This window comes from Streptomyces humicola (genome assembly GCF_024436035.1).
GTDB lineage: Bacteria > Actinomycetota > Actinomycetes > Streptomycetales > Streptomycetaceae > Streptantibioticus_B > Streptantibioticus_B humicola.
The window spans coordinates 490,735-514,835 of the sequence record NZ_JANFNG010000001.1 but is presented as its reverse complement, the minus strand read 5'-3'; the positions used below and the strand labels follow the sequence as shown (position 1 = coordinate 514,835).

Annotated in this window: 22 protein-coding genes and 2 pseudogenes; 15 read left to right on the top strand and 9 right to left on the bottom strand. The window is 70.7% G+C overall.

The window, feature by feature from the left end:
- Positions 1 to 267: 267 nt before the first annotated feature.
- Positions 268 to 1,500, top strand: coding sequence for a glycoside hydrolase family 76 protein (locus tag NGB36_RS02460; protein ID WP_255918335.1), 1,233 nt, complete (start codon positions 268 to 270; stop codon positions 1,498 to 1,500).
- 24 nt (positions 1,501 to 1,524) lie between these two features.
- On the opposite strand, the gene ddaH is transcribed toward NGB36_RS02460, so the two are convergent.
- From ddaH to NGB36_RS02440, 4 genes and pseudogenes are all read right to left on the bottom strand, one after another.
- Positions 1,525 to 2,382 carry a dimethylargininase gene (ddaH, locus tag NGB36_RS02455; RefSeq protein WP_255918334.1) on the bottom strand — a complete coding sequence of 286 codons (858 nt, stop codon included), beginning with the start codon at positions 2,380 to 2,382 and terminating at the stop codon, positions 1,525 to 1,527.
- A gap of 114 nt (positions 2,383 to 2,496) precedes the next feature.
- A pseudogene (locus NGB36_RS02450) lies at positions 2,497 to 2,682 on the bottom strand (keto-deoxy-phosphogluconate aldolase); the annotation flags it as partial.
- A gap of 281 nt (positions 2,683 to 2,963) precedes the next feature.
- Complete coding sequence (locus NGB36_RS02445) at positions 2,964 to 4,583, bottom strand: S53 family peptidase (protein ID WP_255918333.1); 1,620 nt, start codon at positions 4,581 to 4,583, stop codon at positions 2,964 to 2,966.
- Between the two features lie 268 nt (positions 4,584 to 4,851).
- The gene (locus tag NGB36_RS02440) at positions 4,852 to 5,232 is read right to left on the bottom strand and encodes a hypothetical protein (RefSeq protein ID WP_255918332.1); all 381 of its coding nucleotides are present in this window, start codon (positions 5,230 to 5,232) and stop codon (positions 4,852 to 4,854) included.
- A gap of 12 nt (positions 5,233 to 5,244) precedes the next feature.
- On the opposite strand from NGB36_RS02440, the gene NGB36_RS02435 reads away from it, so the two are divergent.
- From NGB36_RS02435 to NGB36_RS02420, 4 genes are all read left to right on the top strand, one after another.
- Complete coding sequence (locus tag NGB36_RS02435) at positions 5,245 to 6,096, top strand: LacI family DNA-binding transcriptional regulator (RefSeq protein ID WP_255918331.1); 852 nt, start codon at positions 5,245 to 5,247, stop codon at positions 6,094 to 6,096.
- Between the two features lie 157 nt (positions 6,097 to 6,253).
- The gene (locus tag NGB36_RS02430; RefSeq protein WP_255918330.1) at positions 6,254 to 6,610 is read left to right on the top strand and encodes a YciI family protein; all 357 of its coding nucleotides are present in this window, start codon (positions 6,254 to 6,256) and stop codon (positions 6,608 to 6,610) included.
- 60 nt (positions 6,611 to 6,670) lie between these two features.
- Positions 6,671 to 7,927: an RNA polymerase sigma factor gene (locus NGB36_RS02425; protein WP_255918329.1), complete on the top strand. Its 1,257-nt coding sequence runs from the start codon at positions 6,671 to 6,673 to the stop codon at positions 7,925 to 7,927.
- Positions 7,928 to 8,290: 363 nt separating this feature from the next.
- The gene (locus NGB36_RS02420) at positions 8,291 to 8,842 is read left to right on the top strand and encodes a CchlQ (RefSeq protein WP_255918328.1); all 552 of its coding nucleotides are present in this window, start codon (positions 8,291 to 8,293) and stop codon (positions 8,840 to 8,842) included.
- Between the two features lie 76 nt (positions 8,843 to 8,918).
- Here NGB36_RS02420 and NGB36_RS02415 read toward each other — a convergent pair whose 3' ends face one another.
- From NGB36_RS02415 to NGB36_RS02405, 3 genes are all read right to left on the bottom strand, one after another.
- The gene (locus NGB36_RS02415; protein ID WP_255918327.1) at positions 8,919 to 9,746 is read right to left on the bottom strand and encodes an SAM-dependent methyltransferase; all 828 of its coding nucleotides are present in this window, start codon (positions 9,744 to 9,746) and stop codon (positions 8,919 to 8,921) included.
- Positions 9,747 to 9,858: 112 nt separating this feature from the next.
- On the bottom strand, positions 9,859 to 10,356 hold the full coding sequence (locus NGB36_RS02410; protein ID WP_255918326.1) for a TIGR00725 family protein: 498 nt from the start codon (positions 10,354 to 10,356) through the stop codon (positions 9,859 to 9,861).
- Between the two features lie 225 nt (positions 10,357 to 10,581).
- Positions 10,582 to 11,166, bottom strand: coding sequence for a TetR/AcrR family transcriptional regulator (locus NGB36_RS02405; RefSeq protein ID WP_255918325.1), 585 nt, complete (start codon positions 11,164 to 11,166; stop codon positions 10,582 to 10,584).
- Between the two features lie 312 nt (positions 11,167 to 11,478).
- Here NGB36_RS02405 and NGB36_RS02400 point away from each other — a divergent pair, with 312 nt between their 5' ends.
- From NGB36_RS02400 to NGB36_RS02380, 5 genes are all read left to right on the top strand, one after another.
- Complete coding sequence (locus NGB36_RS02400) at positions 11,479 to 12,018, top strand: 2Fe-2S iron-sulfur cluster-binding protein (RefSeq protein WP_255918324.1); 540 nt, start codon at positions 11,479 to 11,481, stop codon at positions 12,016 to 12,018.
- Positions 12,015 to 13,004, top strand: a complete 990-nt coding sequence (locus NGB36_RS02395) for an FAD binding domain-containing protein (protein WP_255918323.1) — start codon at positions 12,015 to 12,017, stop codon at positions 13,002 to 13,004. Before NGB36_RS02400 ends, NGB36_RS02395 begins: the two co-directional genes overlap by 4 nt.
- Positions 13,001 to 15,142 carry a xanthine dehydrogenase family protein molybdopterin-binding subunit gene (locus tag NGB36_RS02390; RefSeq protein ID WP_255918322.1) on the top strand — a complete coding sequence of 714 codons (2,142 nt, stop codon included), beginning with the start codon at positions 13,001 to 13,003 and terminating at the stop codon, positions 15,140 to 15,142. Before NGB36_RS02395 ends, NGB36_RS02390 begins: the two co-directional genes overlap by 4 nt.
- A 70-nt stretch (positions 15,143 to 15,212) precedes the next feature.
- Entirely contained in the window at positions 15,213 to 16,346 is a 1,134-nt protein-coding gene (locus NGB36_RS02385; protein ID WP_255918321.1) for an XdhC family protein, read from the top strand.
- A 224-nt stretch (positions 16,347 to 16,570) separates the two neighbouring features.
- Positions 16,571 to 17,635 (top strand): PP2C family protein-serine/threonine phosphatase, encoded by a 1,065-nt coding sequence (locus NGB36_RS02380; RefSeq protein WP_255918521.1) that lies wholly within the window; start codon positions 16,571 to 16,573, stop codon positions 17,633 to 17,635.
- A 20-nt stretch (positions 17,636 to 17,655) separates the two neighbouring features.
- Here NGB36_RS02380 and NGB36_RS02375 read toward each other — a convergent pair whose 3' ends face one another.
- Positions 17,656 to 18,477, bottom strand: coding sequence for a transglycosylase SLT domain-containing protein (locus tag NGB36_RS02375; RefSeq protein WP_255918320.1), 822 nt, complete (start codon positions 18,475 to 18,477; stop codon positions 17,656 to 17,658).
- Between the two features lie 566 nt (positions 18,478 to 19,043).
- Here NGB36_RS02375 and NGB36_RS02370 point away from each other — a divergent pair.
- From NGB36_RS02370 to NGB36_RS02360, 3 genes and pseudogenes are all read left to right on the top strand, one after another.
- Positions 19,044 to 19,863 (top strand): annotated as a pseudogene (locus NGB36_RS02370) (maleylpyruvate isomerase family mycothiol-dependent enzyme).
- A gap of 108 nt (positions 19,864 to 19,971) precedes the next feature.
- Positions 19,972 to 20,979 (top strand): NADP-dependent oxidoreductase, encoded by a 1,008-nt coding sequence (locus tag NGB36_RS02365; protein ID WP_255918318.1) that lies wholly within the window; start codon positions 19,972 to 19,974, stop codon positions 20,977 to 20,979.
- Positions 20,976 to 21,731 (top strand): SDR family oxidoreductase, encoded by a 756-nt coding sequence (locus NGB36_RS02360; protein WP_255918316.1) that lies wholly within the window; start codon positions 20,976 to 20,978, stop codon positions 21,729 to 21,731. The genes NGB36_RS02365 and NGB36_RS02360 overlap by 4 nt, the downstream gene beginning before the upstream one ends.
- Positions 21,732 to 21,756: 25 nt before the next feature.
- On the opposite strand, the gene NGB36_RS02355 is transcribed toward NGB36_RS02360, so the two are convergent.
- Entirely contained in the window at positions 21,757 to 22,077 is a 321-nt protein-coding gene (locus tag NGB36_RS02355) for a virulence activator alpha C-terminal domain-containing protein (RefSeq protein WP_255918315.1), read from the bottom strand.
- A 74-nt stretch (positions 22,078 to 22,151) separates the two neighbouring features.
- On the opposite strand from NGB36_RS02355, the gene NGB36_RS02350 reads away from it, so the two are divergent.
- A complete protein-coding gene (locus NGB36_RS02350; protein WP_255918314.1) occupies positions 22,152 to 22,745 on the top strand; it encodes a DUF3159 domain-containing protein in 594 nt (197 codons plus the stop codon).
- Complete coding sequence (locus NGB36_RS02345) at positions 22,742 to 24,061, top strand: carotenoid oxygenase family protein (RefSeq protein WP_255918313.1); 1,320 nt, start codon at positions 22,742 to 22,744, stop codon at positions 24,059 to 24,061. Before NGB36_RS02350 ends, NGB36_RS02345 begins: the two co-directional genes overlap by 4 nt.
- Positions 24,062 to 24,101 lie beyond the last annotated feature (40 nt).

Below are 24,101 nucleotides of genomic sequence, written 5' to 3'. Positions count from 1 at the left end.
GACAAGGCCAGCACAAACCAGACAACTCACCACTTTCAGAAGCGCGGTGTTGTTGATATCACGCCCACGCACCTTGCCGTTCGGAATGATTATCGTTAGTTTCGATTTTCGGCCGTATCCACTGCAAGGTGTCCGGCCGCGTGCAGCGACACGCAACGCATCGACCGGTGAGCATTCGGAGCGCCCCTCCGGTGCTCTGCGCACGGCGCCCACGATGCGTTTCCTCCCCCGGCTGAAGCCGGGGGTTTTCTGCGCAAGGAGAGTGGGATGACAGTGCGTCGCCGCGCGCAACGCATCATCGTCGTACTGGCCGCGCTGTCCCCACTCCTTGGCGGCTCGGCTGCTCTTCCGGCCTGGGCAGGGAGGGCAGCCGACCCGGCTCTCTACTCCGCCGCCGAAACGCCGCAACTGTGGGCGAAACGCGCCGCCGCTTCGTACGACGCACTACAGCAGTACCTCTACCTCGGCTCCGCCGGTCATGACCTCTACCGGGAGACCACCCCCACGCCGCCGGGACACAATCCCTACTCCTACGTGTGGGAGTTCCGTGAGGCCGGCCAGGCAACGCTTGATCTGCAGAACATACCCGGCAACCAGAGCACCTTCCGCCCTGATGTCGCCTCACGATTCGCCGCGCTGCAGCAGTACGTCTCCACCAACCCCGCGCGCCCCGGCTACAACTCCTATGTGCCGCCGCCTCTCGGCAAGGGCGGCGACCTCTACTACGACGACAATGCGGAAGTCGGCCTGTCCCTGGTCAGCGCATACCACGCAACCGGTGACCGGAACCTGATCGGCCGCGCGCGCACGGCCTTCGCCGCAGATGCCCGCGGCTGGGACACCGACCCGAGCGACACCTGTCCCGGCGGGGAGCGCTGGATCGAGAACAGCGGCAACAAAGGACGCGTGGCCAACTCCACCGGCCTGGCCGCCCTGCTGTCCGTCGAGCTGTACCAGACAACAGGGCAGCGAACCTATCTCCACTGGGCGGAACGCGCATACCAGTGGAACCGCACCTGCTTGATGCAGTCGGCCGGGCTCTACCGGAACGGCCGCGGCGACGACGGCACCGTGGACCCCACGCTCTGGAGCTACAACTCCGGTGCGATGATCGGGACGGCGGTGCAGCTGTACCACGCCACCGGCGACCAGCGGTTCCTGGACAACGCGATCAGCGACGCCGACGGGGCACTCGCCTACTGGTCCCAGGGCGACCGCCTGTACGAGCAGCCCGTCATCTTCAACGCCTATTTCTTCCAGGACCTGCTCCTCCTGGACTCCGTCCACCACGACCCGCGGTGTCTGGCGCTCCTCCAGGCATATGCGGAACGGTTGTGGGCCGACAACCTCGACCCGGCCACCGGACTGTTCCAGTTCAATGCGGATCACGGCGGGGCTCCCGACCCGGCCCTGCCCGTGCAGACACTCACTCAGTCCGCCGTCGTCCAGCTCTTCTCCCTCCTGGCCTGGCAACCAGCGGGCTACGCCAGGATCAGCTGACCCGGGAAGCCGCGTCCCGTCCGGTTACCGGCCGGTCATGGTGCTGCCGTCGGCGGACGGCTGGTAGCCGCCGGGACGTATCTCCTGAGTGCAGCACTTCGCACCGCCGCCGGCCTTGTGGAACTCGCTCAGGTCGACGGGCACGGGAACGTATCCGCGCTGCTTCAACTGGCCGATGAGACCGGCTGCCTGCGGGGCGATGACGACGTGGCATCCGTCGGAGACGGAATTCAGCCCGAACGCCATGGCGTCCTCCCGGGCCGCGATCACGGCATCGGGGAAGAGCCGCGCGAGGGCCTCACGGCTCCCGGGCGAGAACGCTCCCGGATAGTAGGCGATGTTCTCGTCGTCCAGGGCGAACAGAGCGGTGTCCAGGTGGTAGAAGTGCGGGTCCACCAGGCGCAGGGTGATCGTCGGCAGCCCGAAGAACTCCTGCGCTTCCTGATGCGCCGATACCGAGGTACGAAAACCGGTCCCGGCCAGGAGGTGGTCACCGACCGGGACGAAATCCCCCTCACCCTCGCACACCGACTCGGTCTCCCGCACGTCGAACCCCGCCGCCTTGAACCAGGCCGCGTACGCGGCCGCTTCCGGTTGACGCTGCTCGGCGTGGAAACGTGACCCGAAAACCTTGCCCTCCACGACGAGGGCCGCGTTGGCGGCGAAGACCATGTCCGGCAGGCCCGCGGTCGGCTGCAGGATCTCCACCGTATGCCCGAGGTCGCGGTATGTCTGGATCAGCCTCCGCCACTGGGCCTGCGCGAGGGCGGTGTCGACCGACACGCCCTCGCGCATCCAGGCGTTGATGGCGTACTGCACGTCGAAGTACCAGGGCTCACAGGCGAGGTAGCGCCGCTGGCGCTGGGCACGCTTCGGTGGCACGGAGGTGTCCTCTCGATCCGTCCGGGGGGTGCCCCAAACGTAGAGAAGAGGGGAGGCGAAGGACAAGAAAGATAAATTGCGCGCATGCGCAACGTTGTTGCGTCCCGGAGCCCCTCAGCGTCTGTTCGTTTCGCCAGGGACCCCAAGGGCTGCCGCCTGGCGGGCCAGGCCCTCGACCACGGTCCAGTCGCCGTCCCGCACGGCATCCGGCGGGAGCATCCAACTTCCCCCGATGCAGGCGGCGTTGGGCAGCGCGAGGCAAGTGGCCGCGTTCGCCGGGGTCGCCTCGCCGGTCGGACAGCTCTACCCCGACAGACTGCCGCTCTCGAAGTCGCCGTTGGCGAGGAGGTTGGCGGTGGCGGCGCGTGCTCCGCCGCTCACTGCGATCAGGCCGGCCGCGGCCAGCGCGCCGTGAGGGCGAGGGCGGCAACTGCCGCCGAGGTCGGGGAACTTCGGTGGGCGATACGAGGCATGTCAGGGTGCCTCCCGGCGTGAGGTTCGGGCAAGCCGCCGAAATCATGTGGCCTGGATCAAATTGGGGTAGACCACATGACCACATCAAGAGCCACCGCAGCGCGGGACTAGGCCTGCGGGTTACCGCTCTTCAGGCGGGCCAGCAGCGCCGCACCGTCCGGAACGCCGAGACCGGTGCAGGGGTCCCACCCGGCGGCGGCCCGGTACACGCCGTTGCTGCCCTGGGTGATGTCCCGGAAGCCCTCCGCGGTCCTGCCCGCCGTGGCACCCGCGTAGAGCAGCGGCTGGAGGAGGCCGAGGCGGCGGCCGAGGGCCTGGACGAGCCGGCAGGTGAGCGCGGCCCACAGCGGCGCCACGGCGCTGGTGCCGCCGACCACTTCAGCCTGCCCGTCGACGAAGACCTTGTACCCGGTGGCCGGGTCCGCGTCCGCGGCGACGTCCGGCACGCCTCGCCCGCTGCTGCCCGACGGGCTGGAGGGCACACCCACTCCGGCCTGCCAGGAAGGCAGCGCGAAGACATCACTGACGCCGCCGCCCGTGCCGCCGCCGTTGCTGTCCCACACGGCCTCCGAGGTGACGGCGCCTCCGGCAGAGGCGTTCAGCCGGGTCCCGCCGCAGGCGAGGGCGTATGGGCTGGAGGCGGGGAAGTCGACATGCGGGCGTCCGTCGGTCGCGCCGTCACCGCTGCCGTTGTCCCCCGCGGCCACGCACACCGTGACGCCGAGTGCGGCGGCGTCGGCGAGCGCCGAGTTGAGCGCGCTGCGCCCCTGAGCGGTCCAGCCGTCCTCGTTGCCGCCCCAGCTGATGCTGACGGCCGCCGGGGTGGGGGAGGCATGCACGGCCGTGGTCACGGCGTCGACGAAGCCCTGGTCGGTGTTGGGCGCGAAGTAGACGACCTGCCGGGCGCCGGGCGCCAGCGCCCCGGCCACCTCGATGTCGAGAAGCACCTCGCCGTCGGCGCTGCTGGGGTCGCCCTGTGGGGAGTTGGTACCACCGCCGACGCCGACGGCGACGACGGTCGGCGCGGGCTGGACGGACAGCCCCGCGAAGTAGGTGTCCAGGTCGCTCTGGGCGAAGCCGCCGCCGAGCTCGATGATGGCAAGGGTCTCGCCGGTGCCGTCCGTACCCGGCGGGAAGGTATAGACGGTGCCGAGTTCCGGCGGCGTGTAGGCGGTGGGGTTCGCCGCGGAGGCGGCGCGACGGCGCAGGTGACTGCGGGCTTGCGGGCGGTCGTCCAGACCGAGGACGCCGACTACCACCTCGCGCAGACCGGTGCGGAGCCGCAGGGCCCCCTCGCGCTGCCGGTGACGCACGGATGCTCCCGTGTGGGGATCCGGGCTCTCGACCCATTGGAGGGACCCCGGTTCGACCACTGCGCGCAGCCGGCCGAGCGTCCCGGCGAGCCTGACGCGGCGGGTTGCCGCATGCGCCTCGGTCACGCGCAGGCCGTGCTCCTCGGCAGTACGGCGCACCAGGTCGATGTCGGACGGGTCTGCGCCATGGCGTGCAGCCAGTTCGTCTCGCGCGATGGTGTCCGGGCCCTCGATGAGGCGGGAGGGGATCTCGGCCCGGCGACGCAGGATGAGGGTGACCTCGACCTCTTCGGCGTCACCCACGGGGCCGACGGCACGCGCGCCGACCAGAGCTGCCCGTTCGCTTCCCGGCAGGGGGACCATCGGCGTGTTGTTGTCCGCGGCGGCTCCTGCCGCGGGTGCTGTGTCCGGCATCAGGCGCCTCCAAGGCGGACGAGAACGTACGGCCCGCATGCGAACCGGTGCGTGTGCGTCAACCCCCCGCTGCAGCACGGAGGTTGCCGGAAACCCTACGCCCGGCCGCGGAACGACGCGCCTCCCGGGCACAAGGCGCCCTCCTCCTACGCGTAGACCGCGGCCTGGGTGCGATCCCGCAGGTCGAGCTTGACCAGAATGCGGGTGACCGCAGGTCCTAAGGGTCGCGCTCGTGGTCGACGTTCCGTCAGCGCCCGAGGCGGTCGGGTCAGGGCGTGAGCTTCCCGGCCCGTACGTACGCCCAGCGCAGCAGCCCGCTCGCGGCTGCGACGCTCACCGCCGCCGCGCCGCCCACCGCCGCAGCCGTCCCCGCCTGCAGCGCAACCATGAACGGAACGGCCAGCGCTGCCAGTGCGGTCAGCGGTCCGGCCGCGTACCACAGCAGAAACACCGCAGGGCCCGCGCCGCCCACCGGTGTCTGGGCCGGCGACAGCATCAGATGCTGCTTGGCGGCCCCGCGACAGGCGTTGACCAGTGCCGCCGCCACCAGCGCGGGCACGGCCGCAGGGGCGAGCACGGCACGTACCCCGCCACCGAGCAGCACGACGACGCATCCGGACGCCAGTGACAGCAGCAGCGCAGTCGCCATCGGCACGACGGTGTGCCGGAGCATCAGGCCCGCATACGTGTAGGGGGACCAGGAGCCGCGCCGGACGTCGTCGGTCTCCACCCGGGCGGATTCTCCGCTGCGAGGGTCGAGGACCTCTACGCCGAGGCCGAGCGCCTCGGCTACGATCTCGCGCTCAGCACCCTGACCCGTACCCGGGACGAGAAGCAGGCCGTCGAGACGCTCCTCGATTCGCGCGCCGAAGCACTGATCCTGCTGGGGGCCGAGGCCCCCGCCGCCCGCCTCGCCTCACTCGACCGCCAACTGCCGGTCGTCGTCGTCGTCCGTCGGATTTCCACCGCGCAACTGAACGTCGTGCGCGCCTCCGACGACGAAGGGCTCGGCCAGGTCGTCGACCACCTCGTGGAGCTGGGGCACCGGTCCATCGCCTTCATCGACGGCGGCAAGGGAACCATCGCGTCGGACCGGCGCCGCGGATACCGTACGGCGATGCGGCGCCGCCGTCTCGCCTCGCAGATCCGGATCCTGTCCGGTGACCACACCGAGGAGGCGGGTACCCGGGCCGCGCACCAGCTGCTGGCGGAGGACGGACTGCCGAGCGCGGTGGTCGCCTCCAACGACCGCTGTGCGGTGGGACTCCTCAGTGCACTGATCCGCTCGGGCGTGGACGTGCCCGGCGCGGTCTCCGTGGTCGGTTACGACGACAGCGTCCTCTCCCGGCTCGCTTGTTTCGACCTCACCACCGTCAGCCAGAACGCCCGGCAGCAGGCCCACCACGCCGTGGCAGCGGCCGTCGAACGCCTCGACGGCGAACGCTCCGCCCCCCGCGAGATCGTCCTCGCCCCGCACCTGATCGTCCGCGGCACCACGGCCGCGGCTCCGTGACGCGCGGCCCCCCCGAACCGCGGCCGGACCACCGCGATGGCCACCGCGGAACATTCTCAGAAGAATTTCCGGGGCAGGTGTCGATCCGGCCGTCTCCCATTCGACACAAGGGGCGAGAGGCAGGGAAAGCCCCAGCCCTCCTGACCGAGGAGTCGCCATGCCGCGCTACCTTTCGCTGATCCGCATCGACGAGCAGAACGCCCCCGCCGAGGGCCCGAGCCCCGAGCTCATGGAGCGCATGGGCGCCCTTCTGGAAGAGATCACCAAGGCCGGAGTCATGCTCGACACGGCCGGGCTCACGCCGACCTCCCAGGGCACCCGGATCACCTGGTCCGGCGGCAAGCTCAGCTACACCGACGGGCCCTTCACAGAGAGCAAGGAGGTCGTCGGCGGCTATGCCATCCTCCAGGCGAAGGACAAGGCGGAGGCCCTGGAGTGGACCAAGCGGTTCCTGCAGGTCCACGAGGACTACTGGACCGTCACCGCGGAGGTCCGCGAGATTGCGGAGCCCTGAGCCCGCCCCTGACCAGGTCCCGCTTGCTCGCTCCCCGTGCGGCTGCTCTGATGGGTGACCGTGACGGCAGCAAACGTGACCGAAACGGTCGAAGCGGCCTTCAGGATCGATTCCGCGCGGATCATCGCAGGTGCCGCCCGCATCGTGCGGGACGTGGGCATCGCCGAGGAACTCGCGCAGGACGCCCTGGTCGCCGCGCTTGAGCAATGGCCGGAGTCGGGCGTCCCGGACAAGCCCGGCGCCTGGCTCATGGCCACCGCCAAGCACCGTGCCATCGATCTCGTACGCCGCAAGGAGACGTACCGGCGCAAGCTCGCCGAGGTCGGTCGGACGCTGGACGACGTGCCGCCGCCGGAACCTGCGGACACCGACGACATCGACGACGATCTGCTGCGGCTGATCTTCACCGCGTGCCATCCCGTGCTGTCGGGGGACGCCCGGATTGCGCTCACCCTGCGATTGCTGGGCGGGCTGACGACACAGGAGATCGCCCGCGCCTTCCTGACCCCGGAGCCGACGGTCGCCCAGCGCATCGTCCGCGCGAAACGCGCACTCGCCAAAGCCGCAGTCCCCTTCGATGTCCCTTACGGCTCCGACCGGGCGGCCCGCGTCTCGTCGGTGCTCGAAGTCATCTACCTCATCTTCAACGAAGGGTATTCCGCGACGGCCGGCGACGACCTCGTGCGCCCCGCCCTGTGCGAGGACGCGCTCCGACTGGCTCGCGTCCTGGCCGGCCTGATGCCCAAGGAGCCCGAAGTCCACGGCCTGGCCGCGCTCCTGGAGTTCCAGGCCTCCCGTATCGCCGCCCGCACGGACCCCGACGGCGCACCGGTGCTGCTCGCCGACCAGAACCGCTCCAAGTGGAACCGCATGCTCGTCCGCCGCGGCATCGAGGCCCTGCACCGCGCGGGCCGCGGCCCGTACTCGATCCAGGCCGCGATCGCCGCCTGCCACGCACAGGCGATCCGCTACGAGGACACGGACTGGACGACGATCGCCGCGCTGTACGGCCAACTGATGGCGGTGGCCCCGTCCCCGGTGGTCGAGCTCAACCGAGCGGTCGCCGTCTCGAAGTCGCAGGGACCGGCGGCCGGCCTGAAGCTGGTGGACGCCCTGGCGACGGAACGTGCTCTCAGGGACTACCACTTGCTGCCGAGCGTGCGAGGGGATCTCCTCGGACAGCTCGGGCGACGTGACGAGGCACGCCGGGAGTTCGAGCGCGCGGCCTCCCTGACCCACAACGCGCGCGAGCGCCGGATGCTCCTGCAAAGGGCTTCACACGCCGGGGCCGACCAAACCCGAACGGGGGCTGATTGACTGGCGTCCATGGCCTCCCCCCGGGCGGGACGGCGCTGCTCATGGGTTCTGTTCGTGCCGGTCGGTGACGCGCCCGGGCGTCATGCGGCTGGTGCCGCTGGTGCGGCGGGTGCCGCGGTCTCCCGGACGCCTGGGGGGCGTCCGCGCCACACGATGAAGGCGGCAGTGCCGGCCAGGCACCAAGCACCGAGCAACACATAGGGCACCAGGTGCTGGTTGTGATTGGCTGCGGCGCCCGGATGCCGAGCCATTGTCTCGGCGGTGTGTCGGCGCGCGCACCGGAATCCGACTGGTTGACGCACGGCGGGAGTGCGGCCGAGTGCTACCGTGCCATCACAGTCGGCAGGCGGGGTGGGAGTGGACGTGGACTGGGGGACGTTGGTCGCCACGCTCGGCGGCGCCGTGATCGCGATATCCGGCACAGTTCTGGCCGACCATTTGCGTGCGCGGCACGACGACGACCGCGGCCTCGGCGCGCGGCGGCGCGAGGTGTACATCGATTTCATCGCCGCCGCAGGCACCGCGCACACCCGGCTGCGCGAGCTCGCGCAGTCCCCCGACGCCGCCACGGAGCTGGAGGCGGCCAGCCGCGCGGCTCTGGTCGAGGCCAGGCTCTACGAGGTGCGCGAGCGGCTGTTCATCGATGCCAGCGCGCCGGTTGCCGGCGCCGGCCAGGTGATGTTCGAAAGGCTTCGCGCGCTGCGCCGTGAGGTCGCCGCGGGTGCGTCCACCTCATCACCCGCCTTCCATGACGCCTACCATCCGTACATCGAGGCCGTGTGGGCCTACCGGGTCGCGGTCCGCGACGAGTTGGAGGGGAGGTCCCTGACTCCCGCGGACTTCGGCTGGACCGCATGGGGCGGGAGGGAGCGGTGCCCCCAGTGCCGCCAGTCGGTGCTGGCTGCGCACAGCTGAGCCGAGGCGACGCCGGCGCCGCGCCCCTGACCGGCAACCGCTCCGAGGGAATCGCCCCCCCGGCATGGTCAGGCGATCAGGCCAGGGAAGGCTTGCGCCCGACCCCGCACCACATCGGAACCCTCCCGCCGGCGTCGTCCTGCGAGTCGGGACGCCATTCGGGCAGGGACACGACTCCGGGATCCAACAGCTGCGTGCCGTCGAAGAACCGTGACACCTCGGCCTTGGTACGCGGCGTGGCGGCAGAGTGCTTGGCGGCGCGGGCGTTGTACACACGCATCGACTCGGCCACTTCGTCGGCGCCGATGTCCGACGCCGGGTGCGACAGAACGAGGTGGCTGCCGGGCGCGAGCGCGTCCAGGAGGCGGGCAGTGACGCCGTGCGGGTCGTCGGAGTCCGGGATGTACTGCAGGATCGCCACGAGCATGAGCACGACGGGTTGCGACAGGTCCAACGTGCGCTCGGCCGCGGCGAGGATCTTCTCGGCGTCACGAAGGTCGGCGTGGATGTAGTCGGTCGTGCCTTCCGGGGAGCTGACGAGCAGCGCTCTGGCGTGCGTCAACACGATGGGGTCGTTGTCGACGTACACCACGCGCGAGGTCGGTGCGGTCCCCTGGGCCACCTCGTGGGTGTTGTCCGCGGCGGGTATCCCGGTCCCGATGTCCAGGAACTGCCGGATCCCGGCCTCCCCGGCCAACTGCCGCACCGCCCGCCCGAGGAACGCCCGGTTGGCCCGGACGGCCGGGATGATGTCCGGATTGGCAGCTGCTGCCAGCTCGGCCGCCTCCCGGTCGACGGCGTAGTTGTCCTTGCCACCCAGCCATGCGTTGTACACCCGCGCCGGGTGCGCCACCGTCGAGTCGATCATCCCCGGCGCCGACCCACTGCCCGCCTGGTCACCCATCCGCTTCCGCCCTCCGGCTCGTTCACCCAGACTCCGACAGCGAGAGTACTCCCCGTTCACCTGCCAACTGATCAGTAATTCCTGTGAGTTGGCACCGGGATGCGAACTGCGGTCAGGCGCCGCGCCCTCCCCGCGACGCTTGTGCCGCGAGAGCTTCGGCGACGGCCTCCTCCGCGGTCGCCACGTAGGTGATTCCGCTGACGGGGGCGCCCTGGGCGTCGGTCAGGTGCCAGCCGGTGAGGGAGACGACGGGGATCCCGCCGCGGCGCTTGGCGAGGGCGATCTCGCTGAGCGTTCCCCAGGAGCCCCCGACGGCAATGACCGCGTCCGCGCTCGCGACGATGACGGCGTTGCGTGCCTCTCCCATGCCGGTCAGGACCACCGCCGACAGGTGGGGGGATGCCGTGCCACGGTCCCGGTCGGGGCGGATGCCGATCACCAGCCCACCACGCGACCGCGCGCCCTCCGCCACCGCGGCCATCACCCCGGCCCCTCCCCCGCACACCACCACTGAGCCGTGCTCCGCGAGGAGCTCGCCCACCCGGTACGCCTGCCCGCGCTCCTGCGCCGAGCACTCGCCCGGACCGCACACGGCAACCTGGAAAACCACACCTGCTCCTCGTCATGGGTTCCGCTCACCGTTCATCGTGGTCATCGTGGCCGACGGCACCCGATGACGCCTCTCTCCGCGCACGTGTCACGTCGCCCCGTTGACCGTGCCGGGCTTTGGCGGGACGACTCGCTGTGGGCGCCGGCGCATCAAGGGCCGCATGCCTTCAGCCCACGCCACCACACGGCTGACGTGACCTGCAGTCAGCCATGGGCAGCTCCGCCGTCACCGCCCCGGGGCGCCGGCGCGAAGGCCGGCCATGACGAGGTCCAGAAGCCGTCCGGCGCATGGCCGCCACTCGCCGCGCGGATCGATCTGCCAGAGGCCCGCGATGGCGAGCAGGAAGTCCTCGGGCGTCACTCCCGGGCGAATCGTGCCGGCCACCTCGTTCGCGTGCAGCAGGAGCGCGACGGCCGAGGTCAACGGTCCGTGTCCCAGCCCGGCCAGGGTGCCGCGTGCGATGGTGGCCCTGCGCATCGCGTCGGCCAGGCCCGCCTTGGCCATGGCGTACTGGGCGAGACGGTCCATCCACTCGCGCAGCGCCTGGTCGGGTGCGCGGGTGCTGAGCAGCTGGGGCGCGGCGTCGGCGACCTGCTGCACCTCGTGGCGGTAGACCTCCAGCACGAGCGACTCGCGGTTGGGGAAGTTGCGGTAGAACGTCCCCTGTCCGACGCCGGCCTTCTTGGCGATCGAGCTCAGCGGGGTGTCGGCCGAGCGCGTCAGCTCCGCCAGTGCCACCTCCAGGATGCGCTCGCGATTCCGCTGCGCGTCCGAGCGCAGTGGTGCACCTTCCTTTTCCTTGTGCTGCACTCGTCCCCCTTCCAGGAGTCACGGCTTCCGGGAATCACGGCCGGGCCGGGTCTTGCTAACCGGACACTTGTCCGGTAGGTTCGAGGTCGGTGGACAGCTGTCCGGTTAGGTTCACCATAGCGGCACGTGCAGCCGCTGGAGACACCTGGTGCGGTCACCGCACATGCCGTCGGCGCGGGAGGCGGCGTCCCCCGCTCCCGGACCGAGGCCGGGCCAGACTCGTTCGACGCCTGCGCTCCCGGTCCACCAGGTCGGCATCGGGGCCGTGCCCCGCCGCCCGCAGCGCATCACCCACGCGAAAGAAGGCTGAGCATGGCCCATTCGACGGCCGGCGTCATCACCCTCACCGTCAACGGAGAGAAGCACACACTGCCCGTCGACCACCGCACCACCCTGCTCGACGCGCTCCGCGAGCGTCTCGACCTGACGGGCACCAAGAAGGGTTGCGACCTGGGCCAGTGCGGCGCCTGTACGGTGCTGCTCGACGGACGCCGAGCCGTCTCCTGCCTGCAGCTCGCGGTGGCCGCCGAGGGGCGCGAGATCACCACCATCGAGGGCGTGTCGGACGGTGAGCGGCTGCATCCGGTACAGCAGGCGTTCCTCGACCTCGACGGCTATCAGTGCGGCTACTGCACACCGGGGCAGATCTGTTCGGCCATCGCGGTGATCGAGGAGCACGCTGCGGGCTGGCCGAGCGCCGCCACCGCCGATGTTCGGCCCGAGGCAGGTCCGCCACCGCTCACCGCCGACGAGATCCGGGAACGGATGAGCGGCAACCTGTGCCGCTGCGGTGCGTATGTGTCAATCGTGCAGGCGGTCGCGCAGGCGGCGGACGCGGAGGGAGCAGCATGAGGGAATTCGGTTATCAGCGCGTGTTCGACGTCCCGGATGCGCTCGCCTTCGGCGCCGATCCCGAGGCGCGTTACCTCGGGGGCGGCACCAATCTCGTCGATCTGATGAAGACCGGCGTGGACAGGCCCGCGCTCCTGGTCGACGTGCGTGAACTCCCGCTCGACCGGATCGAGGCCACGGACAGCGGGGGCCTGCGCATCGGGGCGACCGTCACCAATAGCGATCTCGCCGCCCATCCCGAAGTGCGCCGCCGTTACCCGGCGTTGGCGCAGGCCGTGCTCGCCGGCGCCTCAGGCCAGCTGCGCAACATGGCCACGGTCGGCGGGAACCTGCTCCAGCGCACGCGCTGCGGCTACTTCACGGACTCCTCACAGCCGTGCAACAAGCGGATCCCCGGCAGTGGCTGCCCCGCCATCAAGGGCGAGCACCGCAACCACGCGATCCTCGGCGCCTCCGAGCACTGTGTGGCCGTCCACCCCTCGGACATGTCGGTGGCGCTGGCCGCCTTCGACGCCGTCGTCCATTACGAAACCGCCGACGGACCGGGCGAGTTGCCGCTCGCGGAGTTCTACCTGCCGGTGGGCGACACCCCGCACCTGGAGACCGCGCTGCCGTCCGGCGCCCTGATCACCGGCATCACCCTGCCGCCGGCACCGGTCGCCGCCGACTCCCGCTATCGCAAGGTGCGCGAGCGCGCGTCGTACGCATTCGCCATCGGCTCGGTCGCCGCCGCCCTCGACGTCCGGGACGGAGCCGTCCGCGAGGTCCGCCTCGCCTTCGGGGCGGTCGCGTCCCGGCCGTGGCGGGCCCGGGAAGCCGAGCGGGTGCTGACCGGGGGACCCGCGACCCCCCATGCGTTCGCCGACGCCGCGGACACCGAACTGGCAGCCGCCGAGGTGCTGCCCCACAACCGGTACAAGGTGGCGCTGGTGCGGAACCTCGTCGTCGCCATGCTGACCGAGCTCGCCGAGGAGGCCGCCCGATGACCACGATGACGGGAACCACCGCAACGGCGGCGGCCGTCGGCACCGGGCACACCCGCGTGGAGGGCAGGGCCAAGGTCACTGGAGCGGCCCGCTATGCCGGCGAGATCCCCTTCGCCGAACTCGCCCACGGCTGGCTGGTGTTGTCCACCATCGCCCGCGGCCGTATCCGCTCCGTGGAATCCGGCCCGGTCATGTCGATGCCCGGCATCCTCGCCGTCCTGCACCACGGGAACGCACCGCGCGTAACCACGGACTACACGGGCCTGCTCGGTCGGCCCGACCCGACCGTCGCGGTCTTCCAGCACGACCGCGTGCCCTGTGCGGGCTGGCCGGTGGCGCTGGTCGTGGCCGAGACCTCCGAGCAGGCCAGGGAGGCCGCCGCAGCGCTGGTGGTCCGGTACGACGATGAACCGCACGACGTGGCCTTCTCTGCCGGCCGCCCCGGTACGTACACGCCGGAGAGCTCCCCCAGGCTGCAGGCGGAGACCCGCAAGGGCGACGTGGAGGCCGAACTCGCCGCCTCCGCCGTCGTCGTGGACGCGGAGTACACCACGCCGGAAGAGCACCACACCTCGCTGGAGCCACACGCGGCGATGGCGCACTGGGACGGCGGCCGCCTCGAGGTCGTCGACTCCAATCAGGGCAGCCGGTGGGTGGCGGAGGACCTGGCGCAGCTGTTCTCCCTCGATCCGGCCTCGGTACGGGTGCGGTCCGAGCACGTCGGCGGCGCCTTCGGGTCCAAGGGGGTCCGCCCGCACCAGGTGTGCGCCGTGATGGCGGCGACCGTCCTCCACCGCCCGGTCCGTGTTGTCCTGACTCGCCGTCAGATGTTCTCGCTCGTCGGCTACCGGAGCCCCACGGCGCAGCGGGTCAGGCTCGGCGCGGACGCCGACGGGCGGTTGCGCGCCGTCGACCACCAGGCGCAGAACCTGACCTCCACCGTTCATGAATTCGTCGAGCGCAGTGCCGCGTACGGGCGGGTGATGTACGACGCCGACGCACACCACACCGTCGACCGGGTCGTGGCACTCGATGTGCCCACACCGACCTGGATGCGCGCTCCGGGCGAGGCCCCGGGCTCGTTCGCGCTGGAGTCCGCGCTCGACGAACTCGCCGAGAAGTGCGGCATGGACCCCATCGCGCTGCGCGAACGCAACGAACCCGACCGCGGTCCCGTCTCCGGGCTGCCGTTCAGCAGCCGCAATCTGCTCGCCTGCTTCCGGGAGGGCGCCCGCAGGTTCGGCTGGGCGGACCGGGATCCGCGTCCCGGCCTGCGCCGCGAGGGGCGCTGGCTGCTCGGGACGGGTACGGCGGCAGCCACGTTCCCCTCGGGGGTCGCCCCGTCCACCGCGGCCGTGACGGCGGAGGCGGATGGCACCTTCACCGTACGGATCACCGCGGCGGACGTCGGGACCGGGGCACGGACCGCGCTGACGCTGATCGCCGCCGACGCGCTGCACGTGGCACCGGAGCACATCCGGATGCGGATCGCGGACAGCGACTTCGGTCAGGCGATGGTCGCCGGCGGCTCGATGGGCACGCGTTCCTGGGCCTGGGCGATCACCACTGCGGCGGGCGAGCTGCGGGAGCGCCTCGCCCTCGGCGGTGGCATCCCGCCGGAGGGGATCACGGTACGGTCGGACACCACCGAGGCCGTCGGTGCGCTGGCGATGCGGGAACGGCACTCCTTCGGGGCGCAGTTCGCCGAGGTCGCCGTGGACGTCTCCAGCGGTGAGGTGCGCGTACGGCGGATGCTCGGCATCTTCGCCGCCGGCCGGATCGTCAACCCGCTGACCGCGCGCAGCCAGTTCATCGGCGGAATGACCTGGGGTCTTTCCATGGCGCTGCACGAGGAGGCGGTCCGGGACCAGGCTTCGGGGGCCCTTGTCGGCGCCGACCTGGCAGGCTATCACTTTGCCGCGAACGCCGATGTACCGCTGATCGAGGCGGACTGGGTGGACGACACGGACAACGACGATCCGATCGGCATCAAGGGGATCGGCGAGATCGGGATCGTGGGAGCCGCGGCGGCCATCGCCAACGCGGTCTGGCATGCGACCGGTGTCCGCCACCGGCATCTGCCGATCCGGCCCGACCGGGTGCTCCTGGCCGTTGGCGGGACGGGCGGGGCGGGGTGAGCCGCACCGGCGCCCCGGGATCGGCCCACGTCCCGCCCCACGACCGGCCCGCGACCACGAGGAGACCGAGATGCTGGACATCGCCGACGAGTTGACGGCATGGATCGAGCAGGGCCGGGAGTTCGCCGTCGCCACCGTCGTGGCCGTCGGCGGCAGCGCGCCGCGCAGTCCCGGCGCCGCTCTTGCCGTCGACAGCCACGGCGAGGCCATCGGCTCGGTCTCCGGCGGCTGTGTGGAAGCGGCGGTGTACGACCTGTGCGCCCGGGCGCTCCAGGACCGCACGACGGTGCTCGAACGCTTCGGCTACAGCGCCGAGGACGCCTTCGCGGTAGGGCTCACCTGCGGCGGAGTCATCGACGTCCTGGTCACGCCGGTGGCCGCGGACGCGCCGGGCGGGAATGTGTTCGTGGCGGCGCTGCCGGCCGCCGCCCGAGGAGAGGCGGCGGCGCTCGCCCGGGTGTCCCGGGGCCCCGCCGAACTGCTGGGCAGGGCTCTGCTCGTGCGGGCCGACGGATCGCATGAGGGCGGACTCGGCGGGCATCCGGAGCTGGACCGGACGGTGCTGGCCGAGTCCCGCGGTCTGCTGGCCGCGGGACGCACCGGCACGTTCGAGGTCTCGGAGAGCGGATCGCACTGCGGGACCCCCCTGACGCTGTTCGTCGAGTCGAGCGTGCCCCCGCCCCGCATGATCGTCTTCGGTGCCATCGACTTCGCCGCGGCGCTGGTGCGGATGGGCAAGCTCCTTGGTTACCACGTGACCGTGTGCGACGCCCGCCCCGTCTTCGCCACAAGGGCCCGCTTCCCCGAGGCCGACGAGATCGTGGTCGACTGGCCGCACCGCTACCTCCAGCACACGCGTACCGACAGCCGAACGGTCCTGTGCGTGCTCACCCACGACGTCAAGTTCGACATCCCCCTGCTGCAGGCGGCTCTGCGGCTGCCGGTGGCGTTCGTCGGCGCGATGGGCTCGCGCCGCACCCATGAGGAGCGCAACCTCAGCCTCCGCGAGGCCGGTGTCACCGAACCCGAGCTTGCCCGGCTCCACTCCCCCATCGGCCTCGACCTCGGCGCCCGTACGCCCGAGGAGACCGCCGTGTCCATCGCGGCCGAGATCGTCGCGGCGCGGCACGGTGGTACGGGCCTTCCGCTGACCGGCTCGCGGACACCGATTCACCACGACGCCGGCGCGCGCGTGGCAGCGTGATCCGACCCGGTGAACGCGCGGGATGTGCGTTCACCGCGCTCCGTCGCCATCGCGTCCGCCACTTTCACTCGTCAGCCGATCCCCCGGCGCGGGCAGGACGGGCTCCGGTCACCGCAGGTATGTGTCGGTTTTGTATCTATATGCTGTGCTTTGTGATCAGGACCGCACGGCTACGGCGCCGTCGTTCTCCCGGAGGCCGGTGGGAAGCCGTCCTGCTGTCGCCGATGGTCCTGACCGCCGTCATCGCCGGCCTGGCGTTCGCCACGCCGAGGGATGTCGCCTTCAGCCGCATGCTGCCTGTCGCACCGGCCGTCGCCGCCTCCGTGTGGCCCGTGCTGCCCACCGTTCTGCTGGGGATGGTCTGCCTTGCGATCATGATCGGCCTCGGCATCGTCTACCCGGACCTGGGGACATGGTGGACGGCCGCGGCCATCGTGGCAGGCACCGGCGCCGCCGCGTACGCAAGCTATGTCCGCCTCCAGCGCGAGCAGACCCTCCTCCAGGTCCGGCTCGTCGCAGACGCCGCGCAGCGTGTGCTCTTGCGCCCCATCCCCCGCCGTGTCGGATGCGTCGAGATCGAGTCGCTGTATCTGGCAGCCGCAGCGCAGGCCCGCATCGGCGGCGACTTCTACGAGGCGGTCGACACGCCCTACGGGGTGCGGCTGCTCATCGGCGATGTGCGAGGCAAAGGGCTGTCTGCGGTGGCGGCGGCCTCGGCGGTGGTCAACTCCTTCAGAGAGGCCGCTTACGACCAGCCCGACCTGAGCGGCATCGCCCGGCGCCTCGAGGCCAGCATCACCCGCTACAGCGCCTCGTTCCCCGCGCATGACCTGCCGGAGCGCTTCGCCACCGCCCTGCTCGCCGAGATCCCGCACGGCAGCGGTCGCATCAGAATCCTCAACTGCGGACATCCCCCGCCACTGCTCATGCACCACAGGGAGCTTCGCGTCCTGCGGCCCACTGCCCCCTCGCCGCTTCTCAACCTCGCGGCACTCATCGGCGACCGCTACAGCATCGATAGCGTCGCCTTCACCACCGGCGACCGGCTGCTTCTCTACACCGACGGCGTCACCGAGACCCGCAACCACAGCGGCGACTTCTTCCCGCTACCGGACTGGATGCAGCAACAGACCTCGGTACCGCCCCGCGAGCTGCTGGACAGGCTTCACCGGGACCTCGTCCGGTACAGCAGCGGAGGACTCAACGACGACATCGCGGCCCTCGCCCTGCGCTTGCGCGAATACCCGGACCGCGAAGACCCCCGGGCATCCGCCCTAGGTGGCGCCTGACGACCGGCGGACCGGCACTGTCAGTACGCCGAATACACGTTGTCGATCGAACCGTATTTGTGCGCCGCATAGTTGCACGCGGCAACGATGTTTGCCACCGGGTCGGTGATGTTCCACGACGTCCCGGCCACGTGATAGGCGTCGAAGGTCGGCTGGATCACCTGGAGCAGGCCCTCGGAAGGGGTACCTGCCGCCGCGTTGGAGTCCCAGTTGTTGACGGCGTCCGGATTGCCGCTCGACTCGCGCATGATGTTGCGGTAAATGCCGTCGTACGTACCGGGAATACCGTTCTGCTGCATGATCGCCAGCGCGTGCTCGATCCAGCCGTCAAGGTTGTCGGCGTACGTGACCGGTGCCGCACTCGGGGCCGGCACCGGGGCCTGCGCCGCGACCGGCGCGGCGGCGATGGGCGTCGGCGCGGGCAACGGGGTTGCGGCCTGCCGGGCCACCTCGGCCCGCTGTGCCGCCTGCTTCGCAGCCAGTTCCGCGGCCCGCTCGGCAGCCTCCCGCCGTCGCCGCCGAGCCTCCCTGGCGGCTTCCGCCCGACGCTGGGCCTGAGCCTCGGCCTGAGCTTGGGCCTGGGCGCGCTGGACCGCTGCGGTCAACTGCCGTGAGATGTTTGCCTGCTCGGGGGTGGCGCCGTTCACCGGCAGGGCCATCGCGTCCAGCGCCGTGGCCGGGCTCGCGCTCTGCCGGTGCTGCACGCCCTTGGCGGCGTTCTGCGCGACCGCCGACGGCTCCTGCAATGAGGCGAACGCCAGGGCCGCCGCTCCGGCCGTGACAACAGCGATCGCGGAGATTCTTTGCTTTCGGGTGAAGCGAGTACGGGCGTGTCTGGCCATGGCCGAGCCGACCTTTCCGATTACCTTGCCGCGGTCACCGGTACAAGGTGAGCGCCGCGCTTCCATTCGCGGCGCCCTGCGGCAGGCAATGTCTAGCGGGCCATAAAAATCCTGACAATCCGCCGACTACTATTCATATTCGTTGGAGTGCGGCAACCGGATCGGCTTCCGATGTGGTGCGCGCGGGCGAGCTCCAGGTCACGAGGATTCCCGATCCAACTAAACGGGACCGTAAGTGAACTCTGTCATATGGCACGGCTCACACGTGATTCTGTCCGGTATGGAGCAGGAAGGGATCATAATCCCGGATTAATCGGGAATCGCAATTTATTTGGTTCAAAAGCGGCCGGATCCGACCAGTGTCACAGGCCGCCGCAGCACCGCACCCGTGGTCCTGGGCTCTACTGGTGCGTGCCGGCGTCCCTCGAGCGCTACCGGACGAGTGCGGAGCGGCTGCACTGCGCACTTGAGGCCGCGCGGGCCGACACACTTGACTTTGAGCGCGCTCCAGGTCCGAGACTGCCCAAGGGCTGATCGGCCCGCAGGGGCAGGGACAGGAGGAGTCGATGAGCAGGCCGGAGCATCCACTTCCGTACGAGGTCTACCGGGAGGCGATCGAACGGGAGACGGTGCGGTATCCCGAGGTGGTCAGGGGCATGGATCCGGCGATCGCCGTTCCGTCCTGCCCGGGATGGACGCTCGCCGAGTTGGTCAGGCACACCGGCGCGGTGCAGCGGTGGTTGCGCTCTGTTGACCCGACGCGTCCAAGAGCCGCCGCGCAGTCGGGACGTCGAGTTGGGGCTGCCGGATCGCGAGAGCGCCTACGCCGACTGGCTTGACTCGGGGGTGGCCCAGGTCTCGGCCGTACTGCGCGCCACCGATCCGCACGCGCGTATGTGGGCCTGGGGACCCGACCAGCATGCGCGGTTCTGGGCGCGGCGGATGCTCTTCGAGACGCTGCTGCACCGCACGGACGCCGAGCGGGCGCTGGGCCTGCCGTCCGGCATCGACACCGCGCTCGCCGCTGACGGTGTGGACGAGTTCCTGGTCAACCTGCCCTCTGCCGGGTTCTTCGCTCCGGGTGTGGCGAAACTGCGAGGGAACGGCGAGGTCATCGCGTTCCGTTGCGCTGACGAGGCAGGCCACGCCGGCGAGCAGTGGAACGTCCGGCTGAACCGGGACGGCTTCGGGCTCGAGCCGCGGACGAATACCGGTGCGGATTCCGGCACCCGCCAGGGACACGCTCGGGATCAGGTGACGGTCCAGGGAGGGGCGGCGGATCTGCTCCTGCTGCTGTACGGCAGGCTGTCGCGCGACGATGCGTCCCTCGACGTCTCCGGAGACCGGAAGCTGCTCGACCACTGGCTTGCGTACTCGGCCTTCTGACGACCCGGCGGCAGACGGATCGTGAGGGCGCGATGTGGTGCATATCACCGAGCAGGCCATACCAACTAGTCGGTACGGTGCTGCCTGTCACCAGCGACAGGAGGCATGATGTCCGCGATCAACCGCCAGATCCGCCTGACAGCCCGTCCCGTGGGTGAGGTCGAACCGGAGGACTGGGAGCACGTCGCAGAGCCCGCACAGGAGCCAGGAGAAGGCCAGTTCGCCGGCCGTACGCGCTTCATCTCGCTGGACCCCGCGATGCGCGGCTGGCTCGACGACCGGCCCTCCTATCTCCCACCCGTCGGGATCGGCGAGGTCATGCGGGCGGGGTCGGTGATCGAGGTCACCGCCTCGAACCATCCCGGCTTCCACCCTGGTGACCACGTCGTCGGCACCTTCGGCGTCCAGGAGCATGTCGTCTCCGACGGCAAGGGAGCGATGAAGATCGACACGTCGCTCGCCCCGCCCTCGACGTTCCTGGGCGCGCTGGGCATGCCGGGCATGACCGCGTACTTCGGCCTGCTGGACGTCGGGGCGCTGAGGGAGGGCGAGACCGTCGTCGTCTCCGGCGCGGCGGGTGCGGTCGGGACGATGGCCGGGCAGATCGCCAAGGTGAAGGGGTGCCGGGTCGTGGGCATCGCCGGCGGTCCGGAGAAGTGCGCCCTGCTCACCGATGAACTGGGCTTCGACGCGGCCGTCGACTACCGGGCCGGAGGCGTCAAACGGGCCTTGCGCGAGCAGACGCCGGACGGCATCGACGTCTACTTCGACAACGTCGGAGGGGAGATCCTCGACGCGGCGCTCACCCGGCTGGCGATGCACGCCCGCGTGGTGATCTGCGGCGCGATCAGCCAGTACAACAACGCGACGCCGTTCCAGGGCCCGTCCAACTACATCTCCCTGCTGGTGCGGCGCGCGCGGATGGAGGGCTTCGTGGTCTTCGACTACGCCAAGCGCTATGCCGAGGCGGCGCAGGAGATCGCCGGCTGGATCGGTGCGGGCCGCATCAAGGTCAAGGAACACCTCGTCAAGGGCACCGTGGACGACTTCCCGGAGACGCTGCAGATGCTCTTCCGCGGCGACAACATCGGCAAGCTCGTTCTGGAGCTGGCGTGACCGCCGGGGCGCAGCTGCACGGCAAGGTCGCGATCGTCACCGGAGGCGCCAGCGGCCTGGGCCGCGCGACGGCGCTGGCGCTGGCGGAGGCGGGCGCAGAGGTGGTCGTCGCCGACCTCGACGAGACGGGCGCCCGAGATGTCGCCGAGCTGACCGGCGGTCACTCCCGGGGCTGCGATGTCTCCGACCTGGCGGCCAACCGGACTCTGGTGGACTTCGCCGTGGAGCGCTGCGGCGGTGTCGACATCGCGTTCCTCAACGCAGGCGTGGCGACGGGCTGCGGTATCGGTGACGACTTCGACCCGGCGTTGTACCGGCGCGCGATGGGCGCCAACCTCGACGGAGTCGTCTTCGGCGCGCATGCGGTACTGCCCGCGCTACGGGCCCGCGGCGGCGGGGCGATCGTGGCGACCGCGTCCCTGGCCGGCCTGACCGGGGTGCCGCTCGACCCGCTCTACTCGGCCAACAAGCACGCCGTGGTGGGCCTGGCACGCTCGCTGGGCCCGGCTCTGGCGCCGGAGGGAATCCGCGTCAACGCGATCTGCCCGGGCTACGCCGAGTCGAAGATCGTCGACCCGATCCGCGGCATGCTCTCCGAGCAGGGCGTGAAGCTGATCCCGGCCGAGGTGGTGGCCGACACGGTGCTGCGGATCGTCACCGGTGACGCTGCGGGGGAATGCTGGTTCGTCCAGCCCGGCCGTGATCCGCAGCCGTTCCGATTTCGCAACGTGCCCGGCCCGGGCGGGGATTGACGATCCGCCGGTCAGGGCCGGGGGATCATTCGGCACCCGCGGTGCCGCTGTCCCCGCTGGATGCGACGTGCGTCGCGCCGAGTTGGCAGGCGGCCCACTCCGCCCATTCCCGCTGCATCGCACTGAACCTCAGGCCCCACTCCAGCGCCAGACGGCCGTAGTCGGCCAACGGGCCCCGCTCCGAGGCGACGGCCTTGTGGACCTGCCGAAGGTGTTCGTGCAGCTCCGCGGAGGCCGCCGCCCTGGCGTGGAGGAACTCCAGCGCCCGCTGGGGCGGGACCAGCCCGGGAAGAACACTCGCAACAGCATGTCGTTGCGCCGGCTCGCGGTCGGAGTACCGCCGCACGTTCCAGCATTGACACGTCACTCCAGGACCTTCTACATTCGGCATGTCAACATCGACAGGTCAATGGAGGGGCAATGGGGGCAATGGTCGGCTCGCTGCGGGGATTCATCCCCTGGATCGCCTTCGCCGTGCTCAGCGGCACATCGGGATGGCAGATCGGTGCGCTCACGGCCGGCGCGCTCAGCGTCGTGCTGCTGGTGCGCAACATCCGCACCGGCCACGGCCTGGATGAGAACGTCATCGAGCTGAGCGCGACGGTGTTCTTCGCGGTGATCGCCGTGGTCGCCTGCCTGGAACCGCACTCGGCCCTGCGCGAAGCGATAGGGGCGCTTTCCTCGGGCTGGCTGGCCCTGACGGCCTGGGGATCGCTGGCGATCTCACGGCCCTTCACCATGGGGATCGCCCGCCGCTCCGTGCCTCAGGCCTTCTGGGGGACGCCGCAGTTCCGACGGGCCAACGTGGTCATCACCACGGCGTGGGCGGCGAGCTTCACCGTGACCGCGGCGGCCACCGGCACGCTCGACTACGCCGTCTCGCACAGCGGCACCGCGACCACGCTGATCCAGACCGCGGGCTACCTCGTCCCGGCCGCCTTCACCGTCCGGTACCAGGACGCACGCCGCCGCGACGCCGCCCGCGCCGCGCAGCCGCAGGGGGCCGAGGCATGACCGCGCCGCTGTACCTGAGCGGCCACCTGGCACCGGTCGCCGAGGAAGTCGACGGCCACGACCTGCCGGTGACCGGGGCGCTGCCGCCCGAGCTGAACGGCCGGTACTTCCGCAACGGCCCCAACCCGAGCCCCGGCCAGGATCCCGGACACTGGTTCACCGGCCACGGGATGCTGCACGGGATCCGCCTGCACGCCGGGCGCGCCCGCTGGTACCGCAACCGCTGGGTCCGCACCGCCGCCCTGGCCGGTGCTCCCGGGCGCGGGCCCGACGGCCGCCCTGACCTCTCGGCGGTCACCGCGAACACCAGCGTCATCCGCCATGGCGGCCGCATCCTCGCGCTGGTGGAGAACGGCCTGCCGTACGAGGTGTCCGACGAACTGGACACCCGCGGCGCCTACGACTTCGACGGCCGGCTGACCACCGCGATGACCGCCCATCCCAAGGAGGACCCCGTCACCGGGGATTTGCACTTCTTCGGCTACAGCGCCCTTGCGCCCTTCCTCACCTACCACCGCGCCACCGCGAACGGCGCTCTTGTCGAGAGCCGGGAGATCCCGGTCGGCGGGCCGACGATGATGCACGACTTCGCCATCACCGAGCGCCATGTGGTCTGGCTCGACCTTCCCGTCGTCTTCGACCGCGCCCTCCTGAGAAAGGGCATGCCCTACCGCTGGGACGACACCTACCGCGCCCGGATCGGCGTGATGCCCCAGCGCGGGTCCGCCCCGGTCCGCTGGTTCGAGGTCGACCCCGGCTACGTCTTCCACGTCGGCAACGCCCGCGAAGATGCCGAGGGCCGCATCATCCTGGACGCCGTCCGCTACAACAGGGAAGCGTTCGTCAACTCCTGGGCGGCGATGGGCGCAGCGGGCTCTCCGCGCGCGCAGAACGCCACCGGCCATGCCCAGCTGCATCAATGGACGCTCGACCCCCGCAGTGGACGCGTCAGCGAACAGCCCCTGGACGACCGCCGAGTGGAGTTCCCCACCCTCAACGAGACGTTGGTCGGACGGCCGAGTCGCTACCGCTACGCCGTGCACGGGGACGGGCTGGTCAAGTACGATCTGCACAGCGGAGCCGGCCGGTGCTATGACGCGGGCCCCGGACAAGCGCCCGGGGAGGCCGTCTTCGTCCCCACCGAGGACGGCGGGGCGGAGGACGACGGATGGCTGCTGACCATCGTCTCCGACCGCGCCGGCCGCGGATCCGCGTTGGTCGTTCTCGACGCCACCGATCTGACGCGGATGGCCTCCGTCGACCTGCCCCAGCGCGTGCCCGCGGGCTTCCACGGCAACTGGCTGCCCGACATCTGAGACACCTGGGACGCCAAAGACACCCGACGATCAGCGTGAG

What these genes read in the sequence shown, in the direction of transcription:
- NGB36_RS02375 (WP_255918320.1), bottom strand. Translation starts at nt 18,477, where the DNA reads ATGGCCAGACACGCCCGTACTCGCTTCACCCGAAAGCAAAGAATCTCC.
- NGB36_RS02390 (WP_255918322.1), top strand. Translation starts at nt 13,001, where the DNA reads ATGACCACGATGACGGGAACCACCGCAACGGCGGCGGCCGTCGGCACC.
- NGB36_RS02345 (WP_255918313.1), top strand. Translation starts at nt 22,742, where the DNA reads ATGACCGCGCCGCTGTACCTGAGCGGCCACCTGGCACCGGTCGCCGAG.
- NGB36_RS02350 (WP_255918314.1), top strand. Translation starts at nt 22,152, where the DNA reads ATGGGGGCAATGGTCGGCTCGCTGCGGGGATTCATCCCCTGGATCGCC.
- NGB36_RS02380 (WP_255918521.1), top strand. Translation starts at nt 16,571, where the DNA reads ATGGTCCTGACCGCCGTCATCGCCGGCCTGGCGTTCGCCACGCCGAGG.
- NGB36_RS02440 (WP_255918332.1), bottom strand. Translation starts at nt 5,232, where the DNA reads ATGGCGACTGCGCTGCTGCTGTCACTGGCGTCCGGATGCGTCGTCGTG.
- NGB36_RS02460 (WP_255918335.1), top strand. Translation starts at nt 268, where the DNA reads ATGACAGTGCGTCGCCGCGCGCAACGCATCATCGTCGTACTGGCCGCG.
- NGB36_RS02400 (WP_255918324.1), top strand. Translation starts at nt 11,479, where the DNA reads ATGGCCCATTCGACGGCCGGCGTCATCACCCTCACCGTCAACGGAGAG.
- NGB36_RS02365 (WP_255918318.1), top strand. Translation starts at nt 19,972, where the DNA reads ATGTCCGCGATCAACCGCCAGATCCGCCTGACAGCCCGTCCCGTGGGT.
- NGB36_RS02445 (WP_255918333.1), bottom strand. Translation starts at nt 4,583, where the DNA reads ATGCCGGACACAGCACCCGCGGCAGGAGCCGCCGCGGACAACAACACG.
- NGB36_RS02430 (WP_255918330.1), top strand. Translation starts at nt 6,254, where the DNA reads ATGCCGCGCTACCTTTCGCTGATCCGCATCGACGAGCAGAACGCCCCC.
- NGB36_RS02385 (WP_255918321.1), top strand. Translation starts at nt 15,213, where the DNA reads ATGCTGGACATCGCCGACGAGTTGACGGCATGGATCGAGCAGGGCCGG.
- NGB36_RS02415 (WP_255918327.1), bottom strand. Translation starts at nt 9,746, where the DNA reads ATGGGTGACCAGGCGGGCAGTGGGTCGGCGCCGGGGATGATCGACTCG.
- NGB36_RS02395 (WP_255918323.1), top strand. Translation starts at nt 12,015, where the DNA reads ATGAGGGAATTCGGTTATCAGCGCGTGTTCGACGTCCCGGATGCGCTC.